At 69.1% G+C, this 22,994-nt stretch carries 20 protein-coding genes and 1 pseudogene; 18 read left to right on the top strand and 3 right to left on the bottom strand.

Annotated features, from left to right (window positions below; genetic code table 11):
• Positions 1 to 46 precede the first annotated feature (46 nt).
• The 12 genes from QM748_RS13260 to QM748_RS13315 all read left to right on the top strand — a co-directional run bounded on the left by QM748_RS13260 (position 47) and on the right by QM748_RS13315 (position 10,722).
• Positions 47 to 571 (top strand): DUF2478 domain-containing protein, encoded by a 525-nt coding sequence (locus QM748_RS13260; RefSeq protein WP_415247398.1) that lies wholly within the window; start codon positions 47 to 49, stop codon positions 569 to 571.
• Between the two features lies 1 nt (position 572).
• Positions 573 to 827, top strand: a complete 255-nt coding sequence (locus QM748_RS13265) for a YkgJ family cysteine cluster protein (protein ID WP_415247399.1) — start codon at positions 573 to 575, stop codon at positions 825 to 827.
• Positions 828 to 897: 70 nt separating this feature from the next.
• A complete protein-coding gene (locus QM748_RS13270) occupies positions 898 to 1,722 on the top strand; it encodes an undecaprenyl-diphosphate phosphatase (protein ID WP_415247400.1) in 825 nt (274 codons plus the stop codon).
• 13 nt (positions 1,723 to 1,735) lie between these two features.
• Complete coding sequence (locus tag QM748_RS13275) at positions 1,736 to 2,323, top strand: YqiA/YcfP family alpha/beta fold hydrolase (protein ID WP_415247401.1); 588 nt, start codon at positions 1,736 to 1,738, stop codon at positions 2,321 to 2,323.
• Between the two features lie 16 nt (positions 2,324 to 2,339).
• Positions 2,340 to 3,206, top strand: a complete 867-nt coding sequence (locus QM748_RS13280; RefSeq protein ID WP_415247402.1) for a methyltransferase domain-containing protein — start codon at positions 2,340 to 2,342, stop codon at positions 3,204 to 3,206.
• Positions 3,207 to 3,249: 43 nt separating this feature from the next.
• Entirely contained in the window at positions 3,250 to 4,158 is a 909-nt protein-coding gene (rarD, locus tag QM748_RS13285; protein ID WP_415247403.1) for an EamA family transporter RarD, read from the top strand.
• 105 nt (positions 4,159 to 4,263) lie between these two features.
• Positions 4,264 to 6,177, top strand: coding sequence for a ribonuclease catalytic domain-containing protein (locus QM748_RS13290; RefSeq protein ID WP_415247404.1), 1,914 nt, complete (start codon positions 4,264 to 4,266; stop codon positions 6,175 to 6,177).
• A 57-nt stretch (positions 6,178 to 6,234) separates the two neighbouring features.
• Positions 6,235 to 7,086, top strand: coding sequence for a TonB family protein (locus QM748_RS13295; RefSeq protein WP_415247405.1), 852 nt, complete (start codon positions 6,235 to 6,237; stop codon positions 7,084 to 7,086).
• A gap of 10 nt (positions 7,087 to 7,096) precedes the next feature.
• Positions 7,097 to 7,930, top strand: a complete 834-nt coding sequence (gene aroE, locus QM748_RS13300) for a shikimate dehydrogenase (protein WP_415247406.1) — start codon at positions 7,097 to 7,099, stop codon at positions 7,928 to 7,930.
• Between the two features lie 7 nt (positions 7,931 to 7,937).
• Positions 7,938 to 8,639 (top strand): monofunctional biosynthetic peptidoglycan transglycosylase, encoded by a 702-nt coding sequence (gene mtgA, locus QM748_RS13305; protein ID WP_415247407.1) that lies wholly within the window; start codon positions 7,938 to 7,940, stop codon positions 8,637 to 8,639.
• A gap of 126 nt (positions 8,640 to 8,765) precedes the next feature.
• Positions 8,766 to 10,208 (top strand): magnesium transporter, encoded by a 1,443-nt coding sequence (mgtE, locus tag QM748_RS13310; RefSeq protein ID WP_415247408.1) that lies wholly within the window; start codon positions 8,766 to 8,768, stop codon positions 10,206 to 10,208.
• A gap of 97 nt (positions 10,209 to 10,305) precedes the next feature.
• The gene (locus QM748_RS13315) at positions 10,306 to 10,722 is read left to right on the top strand and encodes a PAS domain S-box protein (protein ID WP_415247409.1); all 417 of its coding nucleotides are present in this window, start codon (positions 10,306 to 10,308) and stop codon (positions 10,720 to 10,722) included.
• Here QM748_RS13315 and hemL read toward each other — a convergent pair.
• The 3 genes and pseudogenes from hemL to thiD all read right to left on the bottom strand — a co-directional run bounded on the left by hemL (position 10,719) and on the right by thiD (position 13,599).
• A pseudogene (gene hemL, locus QM748_RS13320) lies at positions 10,719 to 12,003 on the bottom strand (glutamate-1-semialdehyde 2,1-aminomutase). The gene QM748_RS13315 and the pseudogene hemL overlap by 4 nt on opposite strands.
• A gap of 101 nt (positions 12,004 to 12,104) precedes the next feature.
• On the bottom strand, positions 12,105 to 12,749 hold the full coding sequence (gene thiE / locus QM748_RS13325) for a thiamine phosphate synthase (RefSeq protein ID WP_415247410.1): 645 nt from the start codon (positions 12,747 to 12,749) through the stop codon (positions 12,105 to 12,107).
• On the bottom strand, positions 12,742 to 13,599 hold the full coding sequence (gene thiD / locus QM748_RS13330) for a bifunctional hydroxymethylpyrimidine kinase/phosphomethylpyrimidine kinase (RefSeq protein WP_415247411.1): 858 nt from the start codon (positions 13,597 to 13,599) through the stop codon (positions 12,742 to 12,744). The genes thiE and thiD overlap by 8 nt, the downstream gene beginning before the upstream one ends.
• Before the next feature lie 124 nt (positions 13,600 to 13,723).
• Between thiD and QM748_RS13335 the strand changes: the two genes are divergently transcribed.
• The 6 genes from QM748_RS13335 to QM748_RS13360 are packed head-to-tail and all read left to right on the top strand — an operon-like array spanning position 13,724 to position 22,977.
• Positions 13,724 to 13,876: a rubredoxin gene (locus QM748_RS13335; protein WP_415248071.1), complete on the top strand. Its 153-nt coding sequence runs from the start codon at positions 13,724 to 13,726 to the stop codon at positions 13,874 to 13,876.
• 35 nt (positions 13,877 to 13,911) lie between these two features.
• On the top strand, positions 13,912 to 14,301 hold the full coding sequence (pilG, locus tag QM748_RS13340) for a twitching motility response regulator PilG (protein ID WP_415247412.1): 390 nt from the start codon (positions 13,912 to 13,914) through the stop codon (positions 14,299 to 14,301).
• A 25-nt stretch (positions 14,302 to 14,326) separates the two neighbouring features.
• Positions 14,327 to 14,692 carry a response regulator gene (locus QM748_RS13345; RefSeq protein WP_415247413.1) on the top strand — a complete coding sequence of 122 codons (366 nt, stop codon included), beginning with the start codon at positions 14,327 to 14,329 and terminating at the stop codon, positions 14,690 to 14,692.
• Positions 14,693 to 14,699: 7 nt separating this feature from the next.
• On the top strand, positions 14,700 to 15,209 hold the full coding sequence (locus QM748_RS13350) for a chemotaxis protein CheW (RefSeq protein WP_415247414.1): 510 nt from the start codon (positions 14,700 to 14,702) through the stop codon (positions 15,207 to 15,209).
• A gap of 58 nt (positions 15,210 to 15,267) precedes the next feature.
• Positions 15,268 to 17,349 (top strand): methyl-accepting chemotaxis protein, encoded by a 2,082-nt coding sequence (locus QM748_RS13355; RefSeq protein ID WP_415247415.1) that lies wholly within the window; start codon positions 15,268 to 15,270, stop codon positions 17,347 to 17,349.
• Positions 17,350 to 17,370: 21 nt separating this feature from the next.
• The gene (locus tag QM748_RS13360) at positions 17,371 to 22,977 is read left to right on the top strand and encodes an Hpt domain-containing protein (RefSeq protein ID WP_415247416.1); all 5,607 of its coding nucleotides are present in this window, start codon (positions 17,371 to 17,373) and stop codon (positions 22,975 to 22,977) included.
• The last annotated feature ends 17 nt before the right edge of the window (positions 22,978 to 22,994 follow it).

The raw sequence follows: 22,994 nt of genomic DNA on the forward strand, positions 1-22,994 counted from the left end.
TGCGACAATGGCGGCGCACCTTCGCCTACAGCTTCCGCGCCCGACCATGACCGCCCACCCGCTCGCCGCCATCGTCTATGCCCCCGCAGACAACATCGAACTGCTGCTCGCCGAGGCGACCCGCCGCCTCGCCGGGCGCGGGGTGAAGCTGGGCGGCGTCCTGCAGCACGACGTCGCGGACGCCAACGCCACCAGCTGTGGCATGGAGCTCGAGAACCTCGAGACCGGCGAACGCATCCCGCTGTCGCTGGACCCGGGCAGCAGCGGCGATGCGGTGGCCTGCCGCCTCGACCCCGACGCACTGGCGCGCGGCGCGGTCGCGGTGCGCAAGGCGCTCGGCCGCGGCGCCCAGCTCATCGTCATCAACAAGTTCGCTTCACAGGAAGTGTCGGGCGCCGGCCTGCGCGACGAGATCGGTGAATCGATGCTCGCCGGCGTACCGCTGCTGACCGCCGTGGGCGAGCGCTTCCTCGACGAGTGGACGGTTTTTACCGGCGGCGAGTACGCCCGGCTGAAGCCCGAGCTCGACGACATCCTGGCGTGGTGGGACGCCGTGCAGGACGGAGCCTGACTTGGAGTGCCGCGCCGGCTGCGCTGCCTGCTGCATCGCGCCATCGATCAGTTCGCCGATTCCCGGCATGGAAGGCGGCAAACCCGCCGGCATGCGCTGCATCCAGCTCGACGAAGACGACCGCTGCCGCCTATTCGGCGACCCGCGCCGCCCCGCGGTATGCGGCAGCCTGCCGCCGTCGCTGGAGATGTGCGGCCGTGACAGGGAACACGCCATGAGCTTTCTTTCCCGGCTCGAAGCGATGACATCGCCCTGAGCCCGGCCGCAGTGCAACATTCCGGACGCTATAATCGCCCGCTTCCTCTCCAGTCCCTCCCCTCAGCCGCATGGACCTCCCTCTCCTCCTCGTCGCACTCATCCTCGGCATCGTCGAAGGCCTCACCGAATTCCTGCCGGTATCGTCCACCGGCCACCTCATCATCGTCGGCGACATGCTTGGCTACAACGACGACACCAGCAAGGTGTTCAAGATCGTCATCCAGCTGGCCGCCATCCTCGCCGTGTGCTGGGACTACCGCGAACGCCTGATCAAGGTCGCCACCGGCCTGCCCACGCAGCCGGCCGCACAGCGCTTCGTCGGCATGCTGTTCGTCGCCTTCCTGCCGGCCGCGATCCTCGGCCTGATGTTCCATTCCACGATCAAGGGCCTGCTGTTCAACCCGATCACGGTCGCCACCGCGCTGGTGGTCGGCGGCCTGATCATCCTGTACGTGGAAAAGCGCGCCTACCACCCGCGCATCAACGACGTGGACGAGATGGGCTGGGGCGACGCCCTCAAGGTCGGCTTCGCCCAGGCGCTGGCGATGATCCCCGGCACCTCGCGCTCGGGCGCGACCATCATGGGCGGCGTGATCTTCGGCCTGTCGCGCAAGACGGCGGCGGAGTTCTCCTTCTTCCTCGCCATCCCGACGATGTTCGCCGCCACCGTCTATGACCTGTACAAGAACTGGGAACTGCTGCGGCTGGAAGATCTGCCGGTGTTCGCGGTCGGCTTCGTCGCCTCCTTCGCCGCAGCGATGTGGGCGGTGAAGAGCTTCATCAAGTTCGTCTCCAACCACACCTTCATCGCCTTCGCCTGGTACCGCATCGCCTTCGGCCTGTTCGTGCTGGCAACCTGGTATTTCGGCTGGGTGGAGTGGTCGGAAGCCTGACGGAGGCTGCACGATGATCGTCTATCTGCACGGCTTCCGCTCGGCGCCGGCCTCGATCAAGGCCCGGGCGCTGAAGGCGCGCATGATCGAATGCGGACTCGGCGAGTATTTCTGGTGCGAACAGCTGCCGGTGTCGCCGCGCGCCGCGATCGCGCTGGCCGAAAGCGCGATCGATCGTGCCCGGGCGGCCGGCCTCGTGCCGACCGTGGCCGGCAGTTCGCTCGGCGGCTACTACGCCACCTGGCTTGCCGAACGCCACGGCCTGCGCGCCGTGCTGGTCAATCCGGCAGTCGTTGCACCCTTGTCGCTGGAAGCCTACGTCGGCATCCAGGACAACCTCTACACCGGCGAGCGCTTCGAGTTCACCCACGGCCACATCGACGAACTGCATGCCATCGAAGTGCCAGCCATCAGCCGGCCCGAGCGCTACTGGCTGCTCGCCGAGACCGGCGACGAAGTGCTCGATTACCGCCATGCGGTCGAGAAATACGCCGGCGCCCGCCAGACCGTGCTCGAAGGCGGCGACCACGGCTTTTCGCGCTGGAACGGCTACCTCGACGCCGTCATCGATTTCGCCGGCCTCGGCGATACCCGGCGCTGATATAGTCTCGCCGGACATGGCTTCGCCCTCCGAACCTTCCTCCGCAGCCGGTTTCGATGCCCGCCGCTTCAAGGCGATGGAGCGTGCCGGCTTCAACCGCATCGCCGCGCGCTATGCCGACGGCGCCCACCTGCGCGCCGAACTGGCCGCGGCACTGCTCGACGCCGCCGCGCTCGAACCCGGCCTGCGCGTGCTCGACCTCGCCAGCGGCCCCGGCCTGCTGGCGCGCGATGCCGCCTTGCAGGTCGCGCCGGGCGGCAGCGTGCTCGCCACCGACATCGCCGAAGCGATGCTCGCCGAAGGCGCCCGCCGCTGCGGCGGGCATGCCGACGCGCCCTGCTTCGCCGCCGCCGACGCCGAACACCTCTGCCTCGCCGACACCAGCGTCGACCGCGTGCTGGCCGGCCTCGCGCTGTTCATCTTTCCCCACCCGGAACGCGCGTTGGCGGAGATGCGCCGCGTGCTCGTGCCCGGCGGACGCGTCGCGCTGTCGGTGTGGGGGCCGCGCGAGAGCGTGCCGCTGATCCACCGCGCCCAGGACTGCATCACCCGCCTGCTGCCGCCGCCCAAGGTGGCCCGGCCCTCGGTGTTCCGCTTCGGCGAAGCACAGGTGCTGCAGGATCTGCTCACCCAGGCCGGCTTCGTCGACATCGAGATCCGCCCCTGCGAATTCAGCTGCCACTTCGACGGCGCCGACGCCTACTGGCAGGCTTTCCTCGATCTCGCCGGCGGCGCGGCCGAAGCCATCGGCCGCCTGCCCGAAGCCACCCGGCAGGCCCTGCGCGCGGCCGTCGCCGACGACCTGACCAGCCATGCCGACGGCCATGGCGGCTTCAGCGTACCGGCCCGCACCCTGGTCGCTGCCGCGCAGCGGCCGGCCTGACTTCCGCACAGGCGTCCGGCTCCTCTTTTCTCCCTTGGCACCCATGACCACTCCCGCCATCGAGCAGGCCGAAAGGCGCCGCGGCATATTGGCCACACTGTCCGCGTTCTCCATCTGGGGCCTGTCGCCGCTGTATTTCAAGGCCATCGGCAGCATCCCGCCGTTCGAGATCGTCGCCCACCGCATTCTGTGGTCGCTGCTCTTCCTTGCCGGCCTGCTCGCCTTCCTGCCCTTCACCGGCGGCTTCACGCGCGTCCGCGAGGTCTGCCGCCAGGCGCGCCTGCTCGGCCTGCTGGTACTCACCTCGCTGCTCACCGCCAGCAACTGGCTGGTGTTCATCTGGGCCATCGACGCCGGCCGCCTGCTCGAAGCCACGCTCGGCTATTTCATCAACCCGCTGGTGAACATCGCCCTCGGCGCCGCCATCCTCGGCGAGCGCCTGCGCCCGCTGCAGCGCATCGCGGTGGCGATCGCGATCGCCGGCGTAGCCTGGCGGGTATGGCAGCTCGGCAGCCTGCCGTGGATCTCGCTCTACCTCGCCGGCACTTTCGGCCTGTACGGCCTGCTGCGCAAACGCGCGCCGATCGAGGCCGTCAGCGGGCTGTTCATCGAAACATTGCTGGTCGCGCCGCTGGCCATCGCCGGGCTGGCCTGGATGCATGCCGGCGGATCGCTCGGCTTCGGCACCGGCGCCATCGCCGACTGGCTGCTGCCCTTGAGCGGCATCATCACCGCGCTGCCGCTGATGCTGTTCACCGCCGGCGCCCGCCGCCTGCCGCTGGCGACCATCGGCTTCATGCAATACCTCGCCCCCAGCCTCGGCTTCATCATCGCAATCAGGATCTTCCGCGAGCCTTTCGACTCCGGCCAGTTGATCGGCTTCCTGCTGATCTGGATCGCGCTGGCGATCTATTCGGTGGACATGGTGCGCGCCGCGCGGCGGCCGCGCTGACATCCGCCCGTGCAACCGCCGCACCGCACGGCGGTTGACACGGCTTTAGGGCAAGCCGCCCGAATCCAGTAAACTACGCAGCTTGCTTTTTTCAGGCGGATGCCGATGTTCGTGCTGTATGAAGAGGACGGGGCCTTCAAGGCCGGTACCATCCTCGCCGACAACCAAGCCACGCTGCAGGTCGAGAACACCCACGGCAAACGGGTGAAGCTCAAGCGTGCCAACGTGCTGCTCGAATTCCGCGAGCCCGGGCCCGCCGACCTGCTGGGCCGCGCCGAGGCCGGCGCCGAGGAACTCGACATCGAGTTCCTGTGGGAAGTGTGCGGCGACGACGAATTCGCCTTCACCGACTTCGCCGCCGAGTACCAGGGCCACCCGCCCAGCGCGGTCGAAGCCGCCACCCTCCTGCTGCGCCTGCATTCGGCGCCGATCTGGTTCCACCGCAAGGGCAAGGGACGCTTCCGCAAGGCGCCGGCCGAGATCCTGCAGGCAGCGCTCGCCGGCCTGGAGAAGAAGCGCCAGCAGGCCGCGTTGATCGAGCACATGCGCGCCGAACTGGTCGAGGGCCGGCTGCCGGCCGAACTGGCGGCGCTGCTGCCGCAGGCGCTGTACCGCCCCGACCGCAACCGCAACGAGATCAAGGCGCTCGAAGCCGCCTGCGTCGACACCGGGCTGTCGGCCGCGCGCCTGCTGCTGAAGTGCGGCGCGCTGGGCTCGAGCTACGACTTCCACTACAACCGCTTCCTGTTCGAGCATTTCCCCGAGGGCGCCGACTTCCCCGCCTTCGCCCCGGCGATGCTGCCGGCCGGACTGCCGCGCGCCGACGTCGCCGCGTTCTCGATCGACGACGCCTCGACCACCGAGATCGACGACGCCTTCTCGATCACGCCGCGCGCCGAAGGCGGCTGGCGCATCGGCATCCACATCGCCGCGCCGGCGCTGGGTTTCGCCCGCGGCACCGAGCTCGACGCGATTGCCCGCCGCCGCCTGTCGACCGTCTACATGCCCGGCGGCAAGATCACCATGCTGCCCGACGAAGTGGTGCAGACCTTCACCCTGAGTGAAGGCCGCGACTGCCCGGCGGTGTCGCTGTACCTCGACATCACCCCCGGCCTGGCCATCGTCGGCGAGGAGAGCCGGGTCGAGATGGTGCCGATCGCCGCCAACCTGCGCCATCACGACATCGAGCCGCTGTTCAACGACGACACCGTGCATGGCGAGGGCCCGGATTTCCCGTGGAAGCGCGAGCTGACGCTGTTGTGGGATCTGGCCACCGTGCTCGAAGCCGGCCGCGGCAAGGCCGGCGGCAACGAGGACCGCATCGACTTCGGCTTCAGCGTCGACTGGAACCAGCACACCGCCGACGGCCCCGGTTTCGTCAGCATCGGCCGCCGCCTGCGCGGCTCGCCGATGGACAAGCTCGTCGCCGAGCTGATGATCCACGCCAACGTCACCTGGGGCCGCCTGCTCGACGAAGCCGGCGTGCCCGGCCTGTACCGCGCCCAGGGCGGCGGCAAGGTACGCATGACCACCGTCGCCGCGCCGCACGAAGGGCTGGGCGTGGGGTGCTACGCCTGGTCGAGTTCACCGCTGCGGCGCTACGTCGACCTGGTCAACCAGTGGCAGATCATTTCGGTACTGCAAGGTACCGAGCCGGCCTTCGCGCCGAAGTCGGCCGACCTGATGGCGGCGCTGCGCGACTTCGAGCTGACCTATGCCGAATACGCCGAATTCCAGCGCGGCATGGAGCGCTACTGGTGCCTGCGCTGGCTGCGCCAGCACGGCCGCGGCGAAGTCGATGCCACGGTGCTGCGCGAGAATGTCGTGCGCCTGAACGAGATTCCGCTGGTATTCCGGGTCCCGTCGCTGCCGCTGCAGATCCCGGGCAGCCAGGTACGGCTGGTGGTCGAGCGCACCGACCTGCTCGACATCGAGGTCGACGCGCGCTTCCAGCGCACCCTGGCCGAACCCGAGCAGCAGGACGAAAGCCAGACCGCGGACGCCTTCGGCCCGCTCTGAGCCCCGGCGATGGCACAGGCCCTAAGCCCCCTCCCTCGAGCGCCATCGGCAGCCGCCATGGACAAAGGCAGCCGCCTGCTGATGGGGGCTTTCGCCTTCTCGCTGGCGGTGCACGCCCTGCTGCTGAGCCTGCAGTTCCGCATGCCGGAGGCCAAGCCGCCCGCCAGGGACAAGGGGCTGGAGGTGGTGCTGGTCAACGCCCGCCATGCCAGGGCGCCAGAGAAGGCCGACGTGCTGGCGCAGGCCAACGTCGATGGCGGCGGCACGTCGGAGCAGCAGGAAGCCCGCCCCACCTCGCCGCTGCCGCCCCAGCCGGCGCAGCGCGAAGGCGATGCACTGGTCGAAGCCAAGCGGCGCACGCAGGAGCCGGTGCGCGAACAGAAGCAGGTCATCACCCGCGAGAAGTCTCCCGCCAAGGTCGCCGCCACGCCGACCACGGTCGAACAGCCCGCCCCGGCGCCCAGGCCCAGCGGCCTCGACCTGCTCGACAGCGCGTCCGCCGCCGCCCGCCTGGAGGCGGAAATCAGCCGCAAGCTGGACGAGATCGCCAAGCGCCCGCGCCGGACCAGCATCGGCTCCAAGGCCAGGGAATACCGCTTCGCCCAGTACGTCGAGGACTGGCGCCTGAAGGTCGAACGCATCGGTACGCTCAACTATCCCGAGGCCGCGCGCGGCCGCATGTATGGCAGCCTGCTGTTCACCGTTGCGATCAAGGCCGACGGCAGCGTGGAGCAGGTCGTCATCACCCGCAGCTCGGGGCACAAGGTGCTGGACGATGCCGCCGTGCGCATCGTGAAGATGGCCGCCCCCTATGCCCCCTTCCCGCCCGACATCCGCCGGGACACGGACATCATCGAAATCAGCCGCACCTGGACCTTCACCAACAACAACCAGGTTCGCGCCAACTGAGACGCCCGCCATGGACCGCTACGCCGTCATCGGCCACCCGATCGCCCACAGCAAGTCGCCGCAGATCCACGCCGCCTTTGCCCGCCAGACCGCGCAGGACCTGTGCTACGACGCCATCCTCGCGCCGCTCGACGGCTTCGCCGCGACGGTGGCGGACTTCCGCAAGGCCGGCGGCCGCGGCATGAACGTGACCGTGCCCTTCAAGCTCGAAGCCTTCGCCCTCGCCGACCGCCTGACGCCGCGCGCGCAGGCCGCCGGCGCGGTCAATACCCTGGCCTTCGGCGGCGACGGCATCCTCGGCGACAACACCGACGGCGCCGGTCTGGTGCGCGACCTGACGATCAACCTCGGCTGCACGCTGACGGGCCGGCGGGTGCTGCTGCTGGGCGCGGGCGGCGCCGCCCGCGGCGCGCTGCTGCCGCTGCTTGCTGAAAAGCCGGCGGTGCTGGCGATCGCCAACCGCACGGCCGGCAAGGCCGCAGCGCTCGCCACCGCCTTCCTGTCCGGCGCGGGGGAGACGCAGCTGTCCGCCTGCGGTTTCGATGCCCTTGCCGGCCGGCATTTCGACCTCGTCATCAACGCCACCGCCGCCAGCCTGGCCGACGAAGCGCCGCCGCTGCCGCCCGGCCTGTACGCCGGCGGCGCCTTCGCCTACGACATGATGTACGGCCGCGGCGACACGCCTTTCATGGCCGCAGCCCGCGCCGACGGCGCCGTCCGCGTCGCGGATGGCCTCGGCATGCTGGTGGAGCAGGCGGCTGAAAGCTTCACCCTGTGGCGCGGGCTGCGACCCGACAGCGCCACCGTCCTCGCCGAGCTGCGACGCCAGCTCGACGCTGGCTGAAATCCTCATGCCCAGCCTGCCGAGCTGGCTCGGAGTGCTCTGGCGCGGGCTGCTCGTGCTCGCGCTGCTGTTGCTGTTCTGGCAGCTCGTGCTGTTCACCCAGGTCATCTGGTGGAGCCGCTTCGATCCGGGCAGCACCAGCTTCATGCGCATGCGGCTGGCCGAGCTGCGCGAGGCCGACCCCAAGGCCACGCTGCGCCACCAGTGGGTTGACTACGAACGCATTTCCATCCACCTGAAACGCGCGGTGGTCGCCGCCGAGGACGACCGCTTCCTCGATCACGAAGGCTTCGACTGGGAAGGCATCCAGCGCGCCCTGGAAAAGAACGAGCGCCAGGGCCGCTTCGCCGCCGGCGGCTCGACCATCAGCCAGCAACTGGCCAAGAACCTGTTCCTGTCGCCGTCGAAGAGCTGGCTGCGCAAGGGCCAGGAAGCCGTGCTGACGGTGATGATCGAGACCACCTGGGACAAGCGCCGCATCCTCGAGGTCTACCTGAACGTGGTCGAATGGGGCAACGGCATCTTCGGCGCCGAAGCAGCGGCACAGCGCTACTACGGCACCTCGGCCGCAAACCTGGGGCCGGCTCAGGCCGCGCGGCTGGCAGTGATGCTGCCCAATCCCCGCCGCTACGAGCGCAACTACGGCCCGCGCCTGGCCGCCCACGCAAACCGCGTCCAGCGGCGCATGCAGGCCTCGCAGGTTCCCTGAGCGGCACTCCCGAGCCGTCGCTCGCTGCGATGCAGCAAATTTGCCACGCGGCCTCGTGCACATATCGCGCGCGTCACATCAAGTCCGTAGAATCCGGGGTCCGTCCCCCGAAGCCGGCAGCCCCCCATGACGCAGGAAGAGGAACTCCATCCCGACGACGTCCAGCAGCACCTGCGTGAAGTGCAGGAGCTGCTCGCGCGCCAGAAGGTCGTCGAGGACCTCGTCCATCGCCAGGACATGCCGCGCCACGACCTGGTCGAGAACCTGGTCCATAAACAGCACGAAGCCGGGCTGCGGGCCAAGCTGGACGAACTGCACAACGCCGACATCGGCTACATCCTCGAAGCGCTGCCACTGGAGCAGCGCCTCTACGTCTGGGACCTGGTCAAGGCCGAGCGCGACGGCGAGATCCTGCTCGAAGTCTCGGACGCGGTGCGCGAATCGCTGATCGAGACGATGGCGCCGGAGGAGCTGAAGGCCGCCGCCGAATCGCTCGACGCCGACGAGCTTGCCGACCTCGCGCCCGACCTGCCGCCCGAAGTCATCCAGGACGTCTTCCAGTCGCTCGACACCGAAGGCCGCGAGCAGCTGCGCACCGCGATGTCCTATCCCGAGGACTCGGTCGGCGCGCTGATGGATTTCGACATGGTGACGGTGCGCGACGACGTCACCCTCGAAGTCGTGCTGCGCTACCTGCGCCGCTTCGACGACCTGCCCGACCACACCGACAAGCTCTTCGTCGTCGACCGCGAAGACCACCTGAAAGGCATCCTGACGCTGGAAACCCTGCTGATCAGCGACCCCGAACAGGAAGTCGCCGACGTGATGCGCTCGGAGACGGTGATCAGCTTCACTCCCGAGGACGAGGCCGACGACGCCGCCCAGGCCTTCGAGCGCTACGACCTGGTGTCGGCGCCGGTCGTCGACAGCGACAAGCGCGTGATCGGCCGCCTGACCGTAGCCGACGTGGTCGACTACATCCGCGAGGAATCGGAAGCCGAGATCCTGAGCAACGCCGGTCTGCGCGAGGAGGAGGACATCTTCGCCTCGGTGTGGGATTCGGTGAAGAACCGCTGGGCCTGGCTGGCGATCAACCTGGTCACGGCCTTCGTCGCCTCGCGCGTGATCGGCCTGTTCGAGGATTCGATCGAGAAGCTGGTGGCGCTGGCGACGCTGATGCCGATCGTCGCCGGCATCGGCGGCAACTCGGGCAACCAGACGACGACGATGATCGTGCGCGCGATCGCGATGGGCCAGGTCGAGCAGTCGGCGATGCAGCGCCTGCTGCGCAAGGAACTGGGCGTGGCGCTGATCAACGGCGTAGTATGGGGCGGGCTGCTGGGCCTGCTGGCATGGTGGCTGTACGACAGCGCGTCGCTGGGCCTGGTGATGACCGGCGCGACGACGCTGAACCTGCTGCTCGCCGCCAGCGCCGGCGTCATCATTCCGATGCTGCGCCAGCGCCTCGGTGCCGACCCGGCGATCGGCGGCTCGGTGATGATCACCGCGCTCACCGATTCGGGAGGCTTCTTCATCTTCCTGGGGCTGGCGACGCTGTTCCTGCTCTGAACGGCTGGGCAGCCACCCCGGGCAGTCATTCCGCGAGGCAGCGGAAACTCCCCGCGGAGCATGTTCCGCCCACCATGAGACAGGAGCTCGACACGCCATGGACGACGACCCGAACCTTGCCAACCTCCACCACCTGATCACCGGGCAGATGGCGGACGCGCTGATCTACGCCGACTGTGACGGCATCATCCGCGTCTGGAATGCCGCCGCCGAAGCCTTGTTCGGCTTCCCGGCCCCGGCGGCCATCGGCCAGAGCCTGGACCTGATCATCCCTGAAAAACTGCGCGCGGCGCACTGGACCGGATACGACCGCGCGCTGGCGGCTGGCGCCACCCGCCTGGGCCGCCGCGCGATGCTGACCCGCGCGCTGAACCAGGCAGGTCAAACGATCTACGTGGAAATGAGTTTCGCCGTCGTCGCCGACCCGGCCAAGGGCGTGCTCGGCTCGGTGGCGGTGGCCCGCGACGGCACCACCCGCCGCGAACTGGAGCTCGCCCGGCGCGCGGCTTCCTAGCCCAAGGCCGCGAACACCTCGCGCGCCGTCGCCACCGTCGCGTCGATCTCGGCCTCGCCGTGCGCGGCCGAGACGAAGCCCGCCTCGAAGGCCGACGGCGCGAAGTAGTGGCCGGCGCCCAGCATGGCGTGAAAGAAGCGGTTGAAGCGATCCTTGTCCGCCGCCATCACCTCGGCGAACGACACAGGCACCCTGTCGGCGAAATACAGGCCGAACATGCCGCCGACGGAATCGGCGCTGAACGTCACGCCCGCCGCCCGTGCGGCCTCGCCCAAGCCATCGGCCAGCCGCCTGGCGCTGGCCGTCAGGCCTTCGTAGAAACCCGCCTCGCGGGTCAGCTTCAGCGACACCAGGCCCGCCGCCACCGCCACCGGGCTGCCCGACAGCGTGCCGGCCTGGTATACCGCGCCGAGCGGCGCGATCCTTTCCATGATGTCGCGGCGGCCGCCGAAGGCGCCCACCGGCATGCCGCCGCCGATGACCTTGCCCAGCGTGGTCAGGTCCGGCGTGATGCCGTACAGGCCCTGCACGCCCTGCGGGCCGACGCGGAAGCCGGTCATCACTTCGTCGAAGATCAGCACCGCGCCGTACTGGGTGCAGATGCGGCGCAAGCCTTCGAGGAAGCCGGGGCGGGGCTTGACCAGGTTCATGTTGCCGGCCACCGGTTCGACGATGATCGCGGCGATCTCGTCGCCACGGGCCTTGAACACGTCCTCGACCTGCTGCAGGTCGTTGAAGTCGAGCACGATGGTGTGCTTGGCGAAGTCCGCGGGCACGCCGCCCGAGGACGGGTTGCCGAAGGTCAGCAGGCCGGAACCCGCCTTCACCAGCAGGCTGTCGGCATGGCCGTGGTAGCAGCCTTCGAACTTGACGATGGCGTCGCGGCCGGTGAAGCCGCGGGCGAGGCGGATCGCGCTCATCGTCGCTTCGGTGCCGGAGCTGACCAGGCGCACCATGTTGAACCGAAGGCAGCAGTGCGCAGATCAGCTCGGCCATCTCGATCTCGGCCTCGGTCGGCGCACCGAAGGACAGGCCCTTCAGCGCCGCCTCGCGCACCGCCTCGACGATCGCCGGATGGGCATGGCCGGCGATCGCCGGGCCCCAGGAGCCGACGTAGTCGATGTAGGCCTTGCCGTCGGCATCCCACACCCGCGCGCCCTCCGCCCGCTCGAGGAAACGCGGCGTGCCGCCGACCGAGCGGAAGGCGCGGACCGGCGAATTGACGCCGCCGGGAATGGTCTGCTGGGCACGCTGGAAGAGGGTTTCGTTACGGCTGGCCATGGGGTCTTCATCCTCGGCTGGATTTGCGAAGGCGGCATTATCGTCCCCGCTGCGGCGCAGGGTCCAGCATCAGGATCAAGGCGGGCAGCCGCCGGCACCGCTCAAGCCAGCCCGGGCTCCGCCTGGAACAAGGCCCGATAGCCAGCGGCACGCGCTGCCGGGTCGGGCGCGGCGAAAACGTCGCCGACCACTGCGATCAGGTCTGCGCCGGCAGCGGCCACCTGAGCCGCGTTGTCGAGGGTGATGCCGCCGATCGCCGCCACCGGCAGACCGAACTCGGCCTTCGCCCGGCTGAGCAGCGCGAAAGGCGCGGGCGGCGCGGTGGGCTTGGTGGATGACAGGAACATTGCGCCGAAGGCGACGTAATCGACGCCGGCGGCAGCACCTGCGCGGGCACGCTCCAGGTCGGCATAGCAGGTCACGCCCAGGATACGGCCGCTGCCCAGCGCACGCCGGGCGGCGGCGAGGTCGCCATCGTCACGGCCGAGATGCACGCCGTCGGCACCGATGTCGAGCGCCAGCGCGAGATCGTCGTTGATGATCAGCGGCACGCCGGCAGCACGGCACAGATCCAGCAGGGCCGCGGCCTGGGCGCGCCGCTGCGATGGCCCGGCAAGCTTGTTGCGGTACTGCAGCAGCGCCGGCCGGCCGGCCAGCACCTGCCCGGCCAGGGCGGCGAGGCGTTCATCGCCGGTTTCGTCCGGCGTCACCGCATACAGGCCACGCAAGCGCCTGGTCTCACTCATCATCTTCTCCTTCGCTGCCGCCCTTGCCGCGTGCCCAGAAGAAACGGTCGGGCAGCGCCCTTCCCATGCCGGCCCGGTAGGCATGGCGCAGGGTCTGCTGGGTGAACTCCTGAGCTTCGCGCACCGCCTCGGGCAGGGCCATGCCGTGCGCCAGCGCGGCCGCCGCGGCGGCGGCCAGCGTGGAACCTGCGCCGAGGAAACGTTCGCCGAGGCGCGGCCAGACGTCGGTACGCAAAGTGCCTTCCTGGCCGATCAGGCGATTGACGACTTCGGCCGTGTGCTCGCCACCGCCGGTCAGCAGGATGTATTCGGTACCGCAGTCGAGCACCCGTTCGATGGCATCGTCCAGCCCCGGCAGTTCGTCGCTACCGTCGTTGCCGCCGGCCACGCCGGCCAGGCGGCACAGCTCGTGCCGGCCGACGACCAGCAGCGTGGTCTGCGGCAGCACGAGATCGGCCAGCGCCGCCGCCATTTCGTCACCGGCCTCGCCCAGGTCGCCGGCGGCATACAGCGCAGGCTCCACGACCAGCGGCAGGCCGGGATAGTCGGACAGCACCTCGGCAATGGCGAGGACATTGTCGACACTGCCGCAGAAGCCGAGCTTGAAGCCTTCGACCGGGATGTCCTCGAGCACCGCGCGCGCCTGCGCGACGACGATCTCGACATCCTGCGGCCATACTTCGTCGGCATTTCGCGTGTCGCGCAGCAGCGCCGCCGTCTGCACCGGCAGGGGGTAGCAGCCCATGCTCGACAGCGTCAGCACGTCGGCCGCGAGGCCGCTGCCAGCCGTCGCATCTCCCGCGCCGAAGCACAGCACGGCCGGCGGCATATCCGGAATTTCAATCGGCATGGGTGAGAAGTCCGTTACGGAGACGTCATTTGGAATGGGTTAAGATGCGGCTGATTTTACCCTCAGCCCCAAGTTGGGTCGAACCGTGGCCGACACTACTTCCGTGACCGCATACAAGACCTGGATGTGCCGGATCTGCGGCTTCATCTACGACGAAGCCGCGGGCCTGCCCGACGAGGGCATCCCGCCCGGCACCCGCTGGGAGGACATCCCGGCCGACTGGACCTGCCCCGAGTGCCAGGCGGGCAAGGGCGACTTCGAGCTGGTCGAGCTCTGAGCCCCGGCACGGTGAAACACGCAAGGATGACTTGAATGGACATTGCCGGACTGAAGGTCATGGTCATCGACGACAGCAACACCATCCGCCGCAGCGCCGAAATCTTCCTCGGCCAGGCAGGATGCGAAGTCCTGCTCGCCGAAGACGGCTTCGACGCCCTGGCCAAGATCACCGACCACAAACCCGACGTGATCTTCGTCGACATCATGATGCCGCGGCTGGACGGCTACCAGACCTGCGCGCTGATCAAGAAGAACGCACGCCTGACCTCCACCCCCGTGATCATGCTGTCGTCCCGCGACGGCCTGTTCGATCGTGCCCGCGGCCGAATGGTGGGCTCGGACGAATACCTCACCAAACCCTTCACCAAGGACAGCCTGCTCAAGGCCGTCTCGACCCACGCCCGTCGCGACGCGACGGGCTGAATCCTTTTCCAGCAGGATTTCAACGATGCCGATCAGCACGATTCTCGTGGTGGACGACTCTCCCACCGAACGCCTGGCCCTGCAGGAGCTGCTGTCCCGCGAGGGCTATCAGGTCCTGACCGCCGAGTCCGGCGAGCAGGCGGTGGAGCGCAGCAAGACCGACAAGCCCGACCTGATCCTGATGGACGTCGTCATGCCGGGCATGAACGGCTACCAGGCGACCCGCACCATTTCGCGCCACGAGAGCACGCGCAAGATCCCGATCATCCTGTGCACCAGCAAGGGCCAGGAGACCGACAAGATCTGGGGCATGCGCCAGGGCGCGCTCGCCTACCTGGTCAAGCCGGTCGACCACGACGAACTGCTCGCCCGCATCCGGGCCATCGGCTGAGGCGACCATGGCCAGACGCAGCAGCCTGCGCGAATTCCAGGAACGCCTCGCCCGCCGCCTGGCCGAAGCCCGCACGGCCGACCGCCGCGGCCTGCTCGGCTTCCAGGCAGGCAGCGAGAACTGGCTGATCGACCTCGCCGAGGCAGGCGAGATCCTGCCGCTGCCGCCGCTGGCCCCGGTGCCGCTGACGCAGCCCTGGTACCGTGGGGTGGCCAATGTGCGCGGCACGCTCTACGGGATTGTGGACCTGGCCTGCTTCCACGGCCAGGCACCGACACCCGTCGGCGGACGCTCGCGGCTGCTGCTGGCAGGCACCCGGCTCGGCATCCACTGCGCCCTGCTGGTCACGGCCTCGGCCGGCCTGCGCAGCGCCGACGATTTCGAAACCGACCTCGAGGGCGACGCACGCCCCTGGGTCGGCAAGCGCCTGCGCGATGCGCAAGGCCACGCCTGGCTGCAGCTCGACGCCGCCAGGCTGCTGACAGCCCCCCGCTTCCTGGACGCCTCGGTCGAATGAATATTCCGGCCACCCGCCCGACTCTCGCTTACCCCACGCACATGGTGGAGCACGCAACATGGCATTGAAATTCTTTGGCAAGAAAACGGCAGCCGCAGACAACGACAGCGCGACCATCATGGAATCGCCACCGGTCCGCAAGGCGGAACCAGCCCCGGCCAGCGCGACGGGCATGCGCGGCTACGGCATCCTGTTCGGAATCTTCGCGCTCACCACGGCCGGCCTTGTGGTATTCCAGCAGCGCGAATCGGCCAACGCCACACTGCAGATCAGCGCATCGAGCGAAATCCAGATGCTGTCGCAGCGTATCGCCAAGTCGGCCCAGCTCGCGCTGCGCGGCAACAACGCTGCCTTCGCCGAACTCGGCAGCAGCCGTGACCGCTTCGCCACGCTGCTCCATGCGCTGGACCAGGGCGGCGACATCGACGCCTCGAGCATTCCGCCGGTACCGGCCGCGATCCGCCCGCAGGTCGAGGCGCTGGCCGCCGCCTGGCAGGGCACCGAGCGCAATGCCGCGCAGCTGCTGTCACAGCGCCAGAGCCTGATCACGCTCGGCAGCGCCGTCGCCACGATCACCAAGGACGACGCCGCGCTGCTGGAACAGAGCGAGCGGATCGCCGGCCAGATCGGTGCCAACAGCGCTGCAGCAGGCCCGCTCAACCGCAGCATGATGCTGAGCCAGCGGATCGCCAAGAATGCCAACGCGCTGCTGGTGGGTGACAGCATCGAGCCGGAAGTCGCTTTCGTCCTCGGCCGTGACATCGAAACCCTGCGCAGCGAAATCGATGCCCTCACGCAGCTTGCCGCCGACGGCGAACTGCGCAACGGCATCGCCGCGCTCGCCACCGCCGCTGCCCCCACCTTCGAAGCCGCCGGCGAGATCCTCGGCAACATCCAGAAATCCGTGCAGGCCAAGCAAGCCGGCAGCCGCATCTTCGGCGACTCGGTACCGCTGCTCGCGCGCAGCACCGAACTGACCGAAAACCTCAAGCAGACCCACAGCGGCCTCGGCCTGCTCCATGCCCTGATCGCCGCCAGCGCACTCGCCAGCGTGCTGGCGCTGCTGGCGATGGCCCGCGCCTACCGCAGCGACATGGCCCGGCGCCGCATCGCCACCGAGCAGCAGCGGCAGGACGCGGAAGACGAGCGCAACCTCACCCAGCAGGCCATCCTGCGGCTGATGAACGAAATGGGCGACCTCGCCGACGGCGACCTCACCGTGCGCGCCACCGTCACCGAGGACATCACCGGCGCCATCGCCGACTCGGTCAACTACACCGTCGAAGAGCTGTCGGTGCTGGTCAGCCGCATCAACGACGCCGCCAGCCGCGTGACCACCGCCACCGAAGCCGCGCAGCGCACCTCTCGCGAGCTGCTCGATGCCACCGAACGCCAGTCGCGCGAAATCGAGGAAGCCGGCGCCACCGTGCAGCGCATGGCCCAGTCGATGACCGATTCGTCCGAACGCGCACTGCAGTCCGCGCAGGTGGCGAGGCGCTCGCTGGACGCCGCGCGCAAGGGCGCGACCGCCGTGGAAAACACCATTCGCGGCATGAACGGCATCCGCGGCCAGATCCAGGAAACCTCGAAGCGGATCAAGCGCCTCGGCGAATCCTCGCAGGAGATCGGCGAGATCGTCGAACTGATTTCGGACATCACCGAACAGACCAACGTGCTCGCGCTCAACGCCGCCATCCAGGCCGCCTCGGCCGGCGAGGCGGGCCGGGGCTTCACCGTCGTTGCGGAAGAAGTGCAGCGCCTGGCCGAACGCTCGGCGGAAGCAACCAAGCAGATCGCTGCCATCGTCAAGACCATCCAGACCGACACCCAGGACGCGGTGGGCGCGATGGAGAACGCCACCCGCGACGTGGTCGCCGGCACCCAGCTGTCCGACGCCGCCGGCCAGGCGCTGTCCGAGATCGACCAGGTTTCGCTCGAAGCCGCCCGCCTGATCGAGCGCATCTCGACCGACACCCAGGAGCAGGCCGCCACCGCCAGCCGCGTTGCCGAGACGATGAAGAACATCCTCACCGTCACCGAGCAGACCACCTTCGGCACCCAGCAGACCGCGGTGTCGATCGGCCAGCTTGCCGACCTCGCCGTCGAACTGAAGGGCTCGGTCTCGGGCTTCAAGGTCTGAACCCGGCCCGGAACACAAGCCATGACACATGCCATCGAGACGGATCTGGGGCCGCTCACCTGGGTCAAGGGCGAGATCGACGCAGCGCTGCGGCGCGCCGCCGACGCCCTGGCCGAAGCCCGTGGTGCCGAGGACGCTGCCGCCCGCCTGCAGTTCGCGCAGACGCACCTGCACCAGGTCCGCGGCGCGCTGTCCATCATCGGCCTCGACGGCCTGACCCAGTTCGCCGACAGCGCCGAGCAGTTGCTCGGCCAGATGTCGCGCGGCGAATGCCCGATCGATGACGGCAACCTCTCGCTGGCCACGCGTGCCGTCGCCAGCCTGGGAAACTATCTCGAAGAAATCGCCCACGGCGCGCCCGACCAGGCGCTCAGGCTGTCACCGCTGTACGAGGAAATCGCCGCCGCCCGCGGCCTGCCGCTGCCCTGCGCCGCCGACCTGTTCCACCCCGACCTGTCGCGCCGGCCGCCAAGGCGGGAGAAAGCGCCGCCCGCGCTGGATGCCACCGTCGCCCAGGCCGCGCTGCGCCATGCGCGCTCGCGCTTCGAACGCGGCCTGCTCGAGTGGCTGCGCGGCGATGCGCGCAAGGGCGCGCAGGTCATGCGCGACGCCATCGCCACCGTCGAAGTCCTGCAGGCCACGCCGGCCCAGCGCAGCCTGTGGTGGGCCTCACTGGCCTTCTACGACGGCCTGATCGACCGCAGCCAGCCGATCGACACGCCGCTCAAGCGCCTGTGCGCCCAGATCGACGCGCATTTCCGCCGCCTGCTCAGCGGCACCCCGACCGCCCCCGACCGGCTGCTGCGCGACATCCTCTACCGCGTCGCGACGATGCCGGCGAACACCGAGCAGCAGCAAGCGGTCCGTGCCTGCTGGCAGCTCGACGCCCTGCTGCCGCCGGATGGCGCCGCCGTCAGCGACATTCCCGTCGGCCCGCTGCTCCAGGCCCTGCGGCAATCGCTGGAAGGCGTGCGTGCGCAATGGGATGAATTCTGCGGCGGCACCGCCATCGCCCTGGCTGCCTTCGACGAAAGGCTGAGCACGCTCGCACATACTGCGCAGCCGCTCGGGCGTCCGGCCACGCAGCGCCTGCTCGCAGGACTGCAGCAGGCGGCGCAATGGCTGCGCCGCGACCCGCTGCAGCACTCGGATGCGCTGGCGCTCGAAATCGCCACCGCGCTGCTTCTGCTCGAAGCCGATTTCGGCGAGCATGTGCCGGACGCAGCCCTGGCCGCGCAGATGGACCAGCGCCTGACGCGGCTGCATGCCCTTCAGCGTGGCGAAACCCCTGTCGCCGACCTTGCCGTCGCCGGCCTCGGCGGCGCCCGCGAGAACCAGGAGAAGCAGGCGCTGGCCCAGCTCTGCCACGAAATGCGCGCCAGCCTCGCCCAGGTCGAGCAGACCCTGGACGACTACTTCCGCAACCAGGCCAGGCACGAACCGCTCGCCCAGCTCCATCAGCCGCTGCAGCAGATCATCGGCGCCCTGAGCCTGCTCGGCGAAACCCGCGCGCTCGAACTGGTGCGAGACGTCAGCGTCCGCATCGCCCATCTCGCCAGCGCCCCGGGCGAAGCCGATCACGCCGCCTTCGAGACCCTGGCCCATCAGTTGTCGGCACTCGGTTTCTACCTCGACGCACTGCCTCTCGGCACCGCCAGGCTGGACGAACTGCTCGACCCCGAACACCGGCTCGCGCCCGATTCAGGCGAAGAACGCGGCACCGACGACAGCACGATCGCAACACCACTACCGATGCCGGCAAGCGAAGCGGCAGTGCCACAGGCCGCCGCACTGCCGCCCGCCACCGGCACGGCACAGCCGGACGGCATCGCCCTGGCCGATGCCACACCTGCTTCATCCGCCCAGGAAGCGGCCCAAGAGCGGCTCGCATCTGGGCTGCAGCCTCCCGGCACCGCACTGGACGAAGCCTCGCTCGAAGAACTCGAGGCTCTGGCCCCTCCCGAACCTGCGCAGGCCGCGGCCCCGCCGGCGCCTGCCATTCCGCCGCCCTCGCTGCCCGGCAGCGACGCCGAGATCGACGCGGAACTGCTGTGCATCTTCATCGAGGAAGCGACCGAAGTCCTCGCCACCATCGACGAGCAGCTCGAACTCGCCCGCAGTGCGCCGCAGCATCTCGAACACCTGACGACGATCCGGCGCGGCTTCCACACGCTCAAGGGCAGCGGCCGCATGGTCGGGCTGAGCGCCCTCGGCGAAACCGCCTGGGGCATGGAACAGACACTGAACCGCTGGCTGCAGCTCGACTGGCCGCTGACACCCGCTGTGCTGCACCTCATCGATGCGGCTCATCAGGTGTTTACAGCCTGGGTCGACGTGCTCCGCGACGGCAGCGGCGCCATCCCGGACACGCAGGCCCTGCTCGCCGAAGCCGAACGCCTGCGCGGCAGCGAAACTGCAATCGCCGAACCTGCGGATATCCAGGCGTCCGCCCACGCAGCCTCCCATCACGATGAGCTTGCCGCAGCAGCAGGCTGGCCCGAATTTCCCACCCTCGACCTGTCGGCAGACGGCGAAATCCTGCCGCTGCCGATCGAAGCCGAAGCCGAAGCCGAAGCCGAAGCCGAAGCCGAAGCCGAAGCCGAAGCCGAAGCCGAAGCCGAAGCCGAAGCCGAAGCCGAAGCCGAAGCCGACAGTGATGGTGCTGCGCCGGACCTCGCTCCGGCAATGGCTGCTGAGGCATCTGCGGCCAGCCCTGCAACGGAAGCACCCGGACGTCTGCCGGAGCAGGATGCTGCGGCCATCGGAGAATCCGCTTCCGCTGCTGCCGAAGCCACTTCCCAGCCGGCCGGCGAAGACGACGGCAAAGAGCCGCCATCCGCAGCCGACAGCGTACGCATCGACGACGTCGACATCTCGCCTGCCCTGTTCGCCCTCTACCAGGCCGAAGCACTGCAGCATGTCGGCACGCTGGCGCAGGAAATCTCGCAGCTTTCACGACACCCGGACGAACCGCCCAGCGAGGCCGCGCTGCGCGCAGCCCACACCCTCGCCGGCATTTCCGGCACGGCACAGCTGCCGCCTCCGCGGGAACTGGCGCGTGCGCTCGAAAATGCGCTCGGCCGCCTGCGCGACCAGGGCAGGACGACCACTCCGGACGAGTTGGCCCTGCTTCACGACACCACCGGCACATTGCGGTCGATGCTGGCCGAGATCGGCATGCAGATCATGCCCGCCCGTGCCGAGTCCCTGGTCGCCGAGCTCGAGGCATGCGGTTATGCCCGCGTCGTGCCGAAAACCGACGATGCGGCCAGGCCCGCAGCGGAACCGGCTCCGGTACCGGAGCCGGTATCGGCCCCGGCGTCCGAAGCCCGCAGCCCAGCTGCGGCAAGCCTGCTCCCGCCGCCGCAGGACGAACTCGATCCGCAGCTGCTGCCGATCTTCCTCGAAGAAGCCGCCGAGCTGTTCGGCACGCTGCATGCCACGCTGCGCGACTGGCAGGCCGCTCCTGACAGCCCTCAGGCGCCCGCGACCATCGCCCGTCTGCTGCATTCGTTGAAGGGCAGCGCGCGCATGGCCGGTGCGATGACGCTCGGCAGCCACCTGCACGAACTCGAATCCCGCCTCGAAGACGGCCTCGCCGACAAGACCGACACCCAGATCCTGGCCGATGACCTGGTCCTCGGCCTCGATGCCGCCGAACAGATGATCGACGGCATCGCCGGCCTGCAGGCCGAGGCACCGGAGCAGCCAGCCACGGACACCGTACCCGCTGCGGCGGGGACGGCACTGCCCGCGGCGGCACCCGCTGCCGAAGCCGAACCGATCGCCGCAGCGACACTTCGCGTGCGTGCCGAACAGGTTGACCGCTTCGTCAACCAGGCCGGTGAAATCGGCATTGCGCGCACCCGCATCGAAGGCGAGCTGCGCACGCTGCGCCGCTCGCTGCACGACCTCACCGAAAACGTCATCCGCCTGCGCAACCAGCTGCGCGAAGTCGAGATCCAGGCCGAAGTGCAGATGCAGTCGCGCATCGCCCAGACCGAATCGCACCACGGCGAGTTCGATCCGCTGGAAATGGACCGCTACACGCGCCTGCAGGAGCTGACGCGGATGATGGCCGAGAGCGTCAACGACGTCACGACCGTGCAGCAGACTCTGCTGCACGACCTCGACGGCGCCGACCTCGCCCTCAGCAGCCAGGCACGCACCACCCGCGAGCTGCAGCAAGGCCTGATGCGCGTGCGCATGCTGCCGTTCGACAGCCTCGCCGACCGCCTCTACCGCGTCGTTCGCCAGAGCGCGAAGGATCTCGGCAAGCGCGCCCGGCTCGACATCCGCGGCGGCCGCATCGAGATCGACCGCAGCGTGCTGGAACAGATGGCGGCGCCGCTCGAACACCTGCTGCGCAACGCCGTCGCCCACGGCATCGAGACACCGGAGGAACGCCGCAAGGCAGGCAAGCCCGAGACCGGCCAGATCGTGCTGAGCGCGACCCAGGAAGGCAACGAGATCGCCATCGAGCTGAGCGACGACGGCCGCGGCCTCGACTTCGAGCGCATCGCCGAACGCGCGCGCGCCAGCGGCCTGATCGGCGCCGATGAACAACCCGACGCCAGGCGCCTGACCAACCTGATATTCCTGTCCGGCTTCAGCACCGCCCGCCAGGTTTCCGAAGTGTCCGGCCGTGGCGTCGGCATGGACGTGGTCAAGTCGCAGACCGCCGCGGTCGGCGGCCGCATCGACGTCAGCAGCCAGAGCGGCCAGGGCACCAGCGTGCGCATCCACCTGCCGCTGACGCTGGCGGTGACACAGGCCCTGCTGGTCCAGGCCTGCGGCCGCAGCTGGGCAATTCCGTCGAATCTGGTGGCCCAGGCGATGGAACTGAAGCCCGACGCCCTGCGCCGCGTGCAGGCCGAGCATGGCACCGACTGGCAGGGCGAGCACTACGCCTACCGCTACCTGCCGCGCCTGCTCGGCGACCGCGAGTCGCAGCCGGAAGAACAGCGCTACAACTGGCTGCTGCTGCTGCGCGCCGGCGCCCAGACCCTGGCGCTGCACGTTGACAGCCTGCAGGGCAACCAGGAAATCGTCGTCAAGAACGCCGGCCCGCAGCTCGCCCGCATCGTCGGCATGGCTGGCGCCACGATCCTCGCCGACGGCGAAATCGCGCTGATCCTGAATCCGGTGGCACTCGCCAGCCGCAGCCTGGGCAGCGAGACCGGCGGCGAAGAGGCCAGCGACGACACCGGCGCCCGGGCGGAAACCTCGCCCGCACCGATGCGCCGCCAGCCCACGGTGATGGTGGTCGACGACTCGCTGACCGTGCGCCGCGTCACCGGCCGCCTGCTGGAGCGCGAAGGCTACCGCGTCATCACCGCCAAGGACGGCGTCGATGCGCTGGAGCAACTGGTTGACATCCTGCCCGACGTCGTGCTGTCGGACATCGAGATGCCGCGCATGGACGGCTTCGACCTGGTCCGCAACATCCGCGCCGACGAACGCACCCGCGCGCTGCCGGTGATCATGATCACCTCCCGCCTGGCCGACAAGCACCGCCGCTACGCCGAGGAAATCGGCGCCAACCACTACCTGGGCAAGCCTTACCAGGAAGAGGAACTGCTGGCGCTGCTGGCAGGCTACACACAGGCGCATACCGAAACCGTCTGAGCTTTCATGTGCCCTGC

This window comes from Thauera sp. (assembly GCF_047601425.1).
GTDB lineage: Bacteria > Pseudomonadota > Gammaproteobacteria > Burkholderiales > Rhodocyclaceae > Thauera.

Coding starts and splice junctions, on each gene's coding strand:
- QM748_RS13280 (WP_415247402.1), top strand. CDS start 2,340: ATGGCTTCGCCCTCCGAACCTTCCTCCGCAGCCGGTTTCGATGCCCGC.
- QM748_RS13260 (WP_415247398.1), top strand. CDS start 47: ATGACCGCCCACCCGCTCGCCGCCATCGTCTATGCCCCCGCAGACAAC.
- mtgA (WP_415247407.1), top strand. CDS start 7,938: ATGCCCAGCCTGCCGAGCTGGCTCGGAGTGCTCTGGCGCGGGCTGCTC.
- QM748_RS13350 (WP_415247414.1), top strand. CDS start 14,700: ATGGCCAGACGCAGCAGCCTGCGCGAATTCCAGGAACGCCTCGCCCGC.
- QM748_RS13335 (WP_415248071.1), top strand. CDS start 13,724: ATGTGCCGGATCTGCGGCTTCATCTACGACGAAGCCGCGGGCCTGCCC.
- QM748_RS13315 (WP_415247409.1), top strand. CDS start 10,306: ATGGACGACGACCCGAACCTTGCCAACCTCCACCACCTGATCACCGGG.
- pilG (WP_415247412.1), top strand. CDS start 13,912: ATGGACATTGCCGGACTGAAGGTCATGGTCATCGACGACAGCAACACC.
- QM748_RS13360 (WP_415247416.1), top strand. CDS start 17,371: ATGACACATGCCATCGAGACGGATCTGGGGCCGCTCACCTGGGTCAAG.
- QM748_RS13270 (WP_415247400.1), top strand. CDS start 898: ATGGACCTCCCTCTCCTCCTCGTCGCACTCATCCTCGGCATCGTCGAA.
- aroE (WP_415247406.1), top strand. CDS start 7,097: ATGGACCGCTACGCCGTCATCGGCCACCCGATCGCCCACAGCAAGTCG.
- thiD (WP_415247411.1), bottom strand. CDS start 13,599: ATGCCGATTGAAATTCCGGATATGCCGCCGGCCGTGCTGTGCTTCGGC.
- QM748_RS13290 (WP_415247404.1), top strand. CDS start 4,264: ATGTTCGTGCTGTATGAAGAGGACGGGGCCTTCAAGGCCGGTACCATC.
- QM748_RS13295 (WP_415247405.1), top strand. CDS start 6,235: ATGGACAAAGGCAGCCGCCTGCTGATGGGGGCTTTCGCCTTCTCGCTG.
- QM748_RS13345 (WP_415247413.1), top strand. CDS start 14,327: ATGCCGATCAGCACGATTCTCGTGGTGGACGACTCTCCCACCGAACGC.
- QM748_RS13355 (WP_415247415.1), top strand. CDS start 15,268: ATGGCATTGAAATTCTTTGGCAAGAAAACGGCAGCCGCAGACAACGAC.
- QM748_RS13275 (WP_415247401.1), top strand. CDS start 1,736: ATGATCGTCTATCTGCACGGCTTCCGCTCGGCGCCGGCCTCGATCAAG.
- thiE (WP_415247410.1), bottom strand. CDS start 12,749: ATGAGTGAGACCAGGCGCTTGCGTGGCCTGTATGCGGTGACGCCGGAC.
- mgtE (WP_415247408.1), top strand. CDS start 8,766: ATGACGCAGGAAGAGGAACTCCATCCCGACGACGTCCAGCAGCACCTG.
- rarD (WP_415247403.1), top strand. CDS start 3,250: ATGACCACTCCCGCCATCGAGCAGGCCGAAAGGCGCCGCGGCATATTG.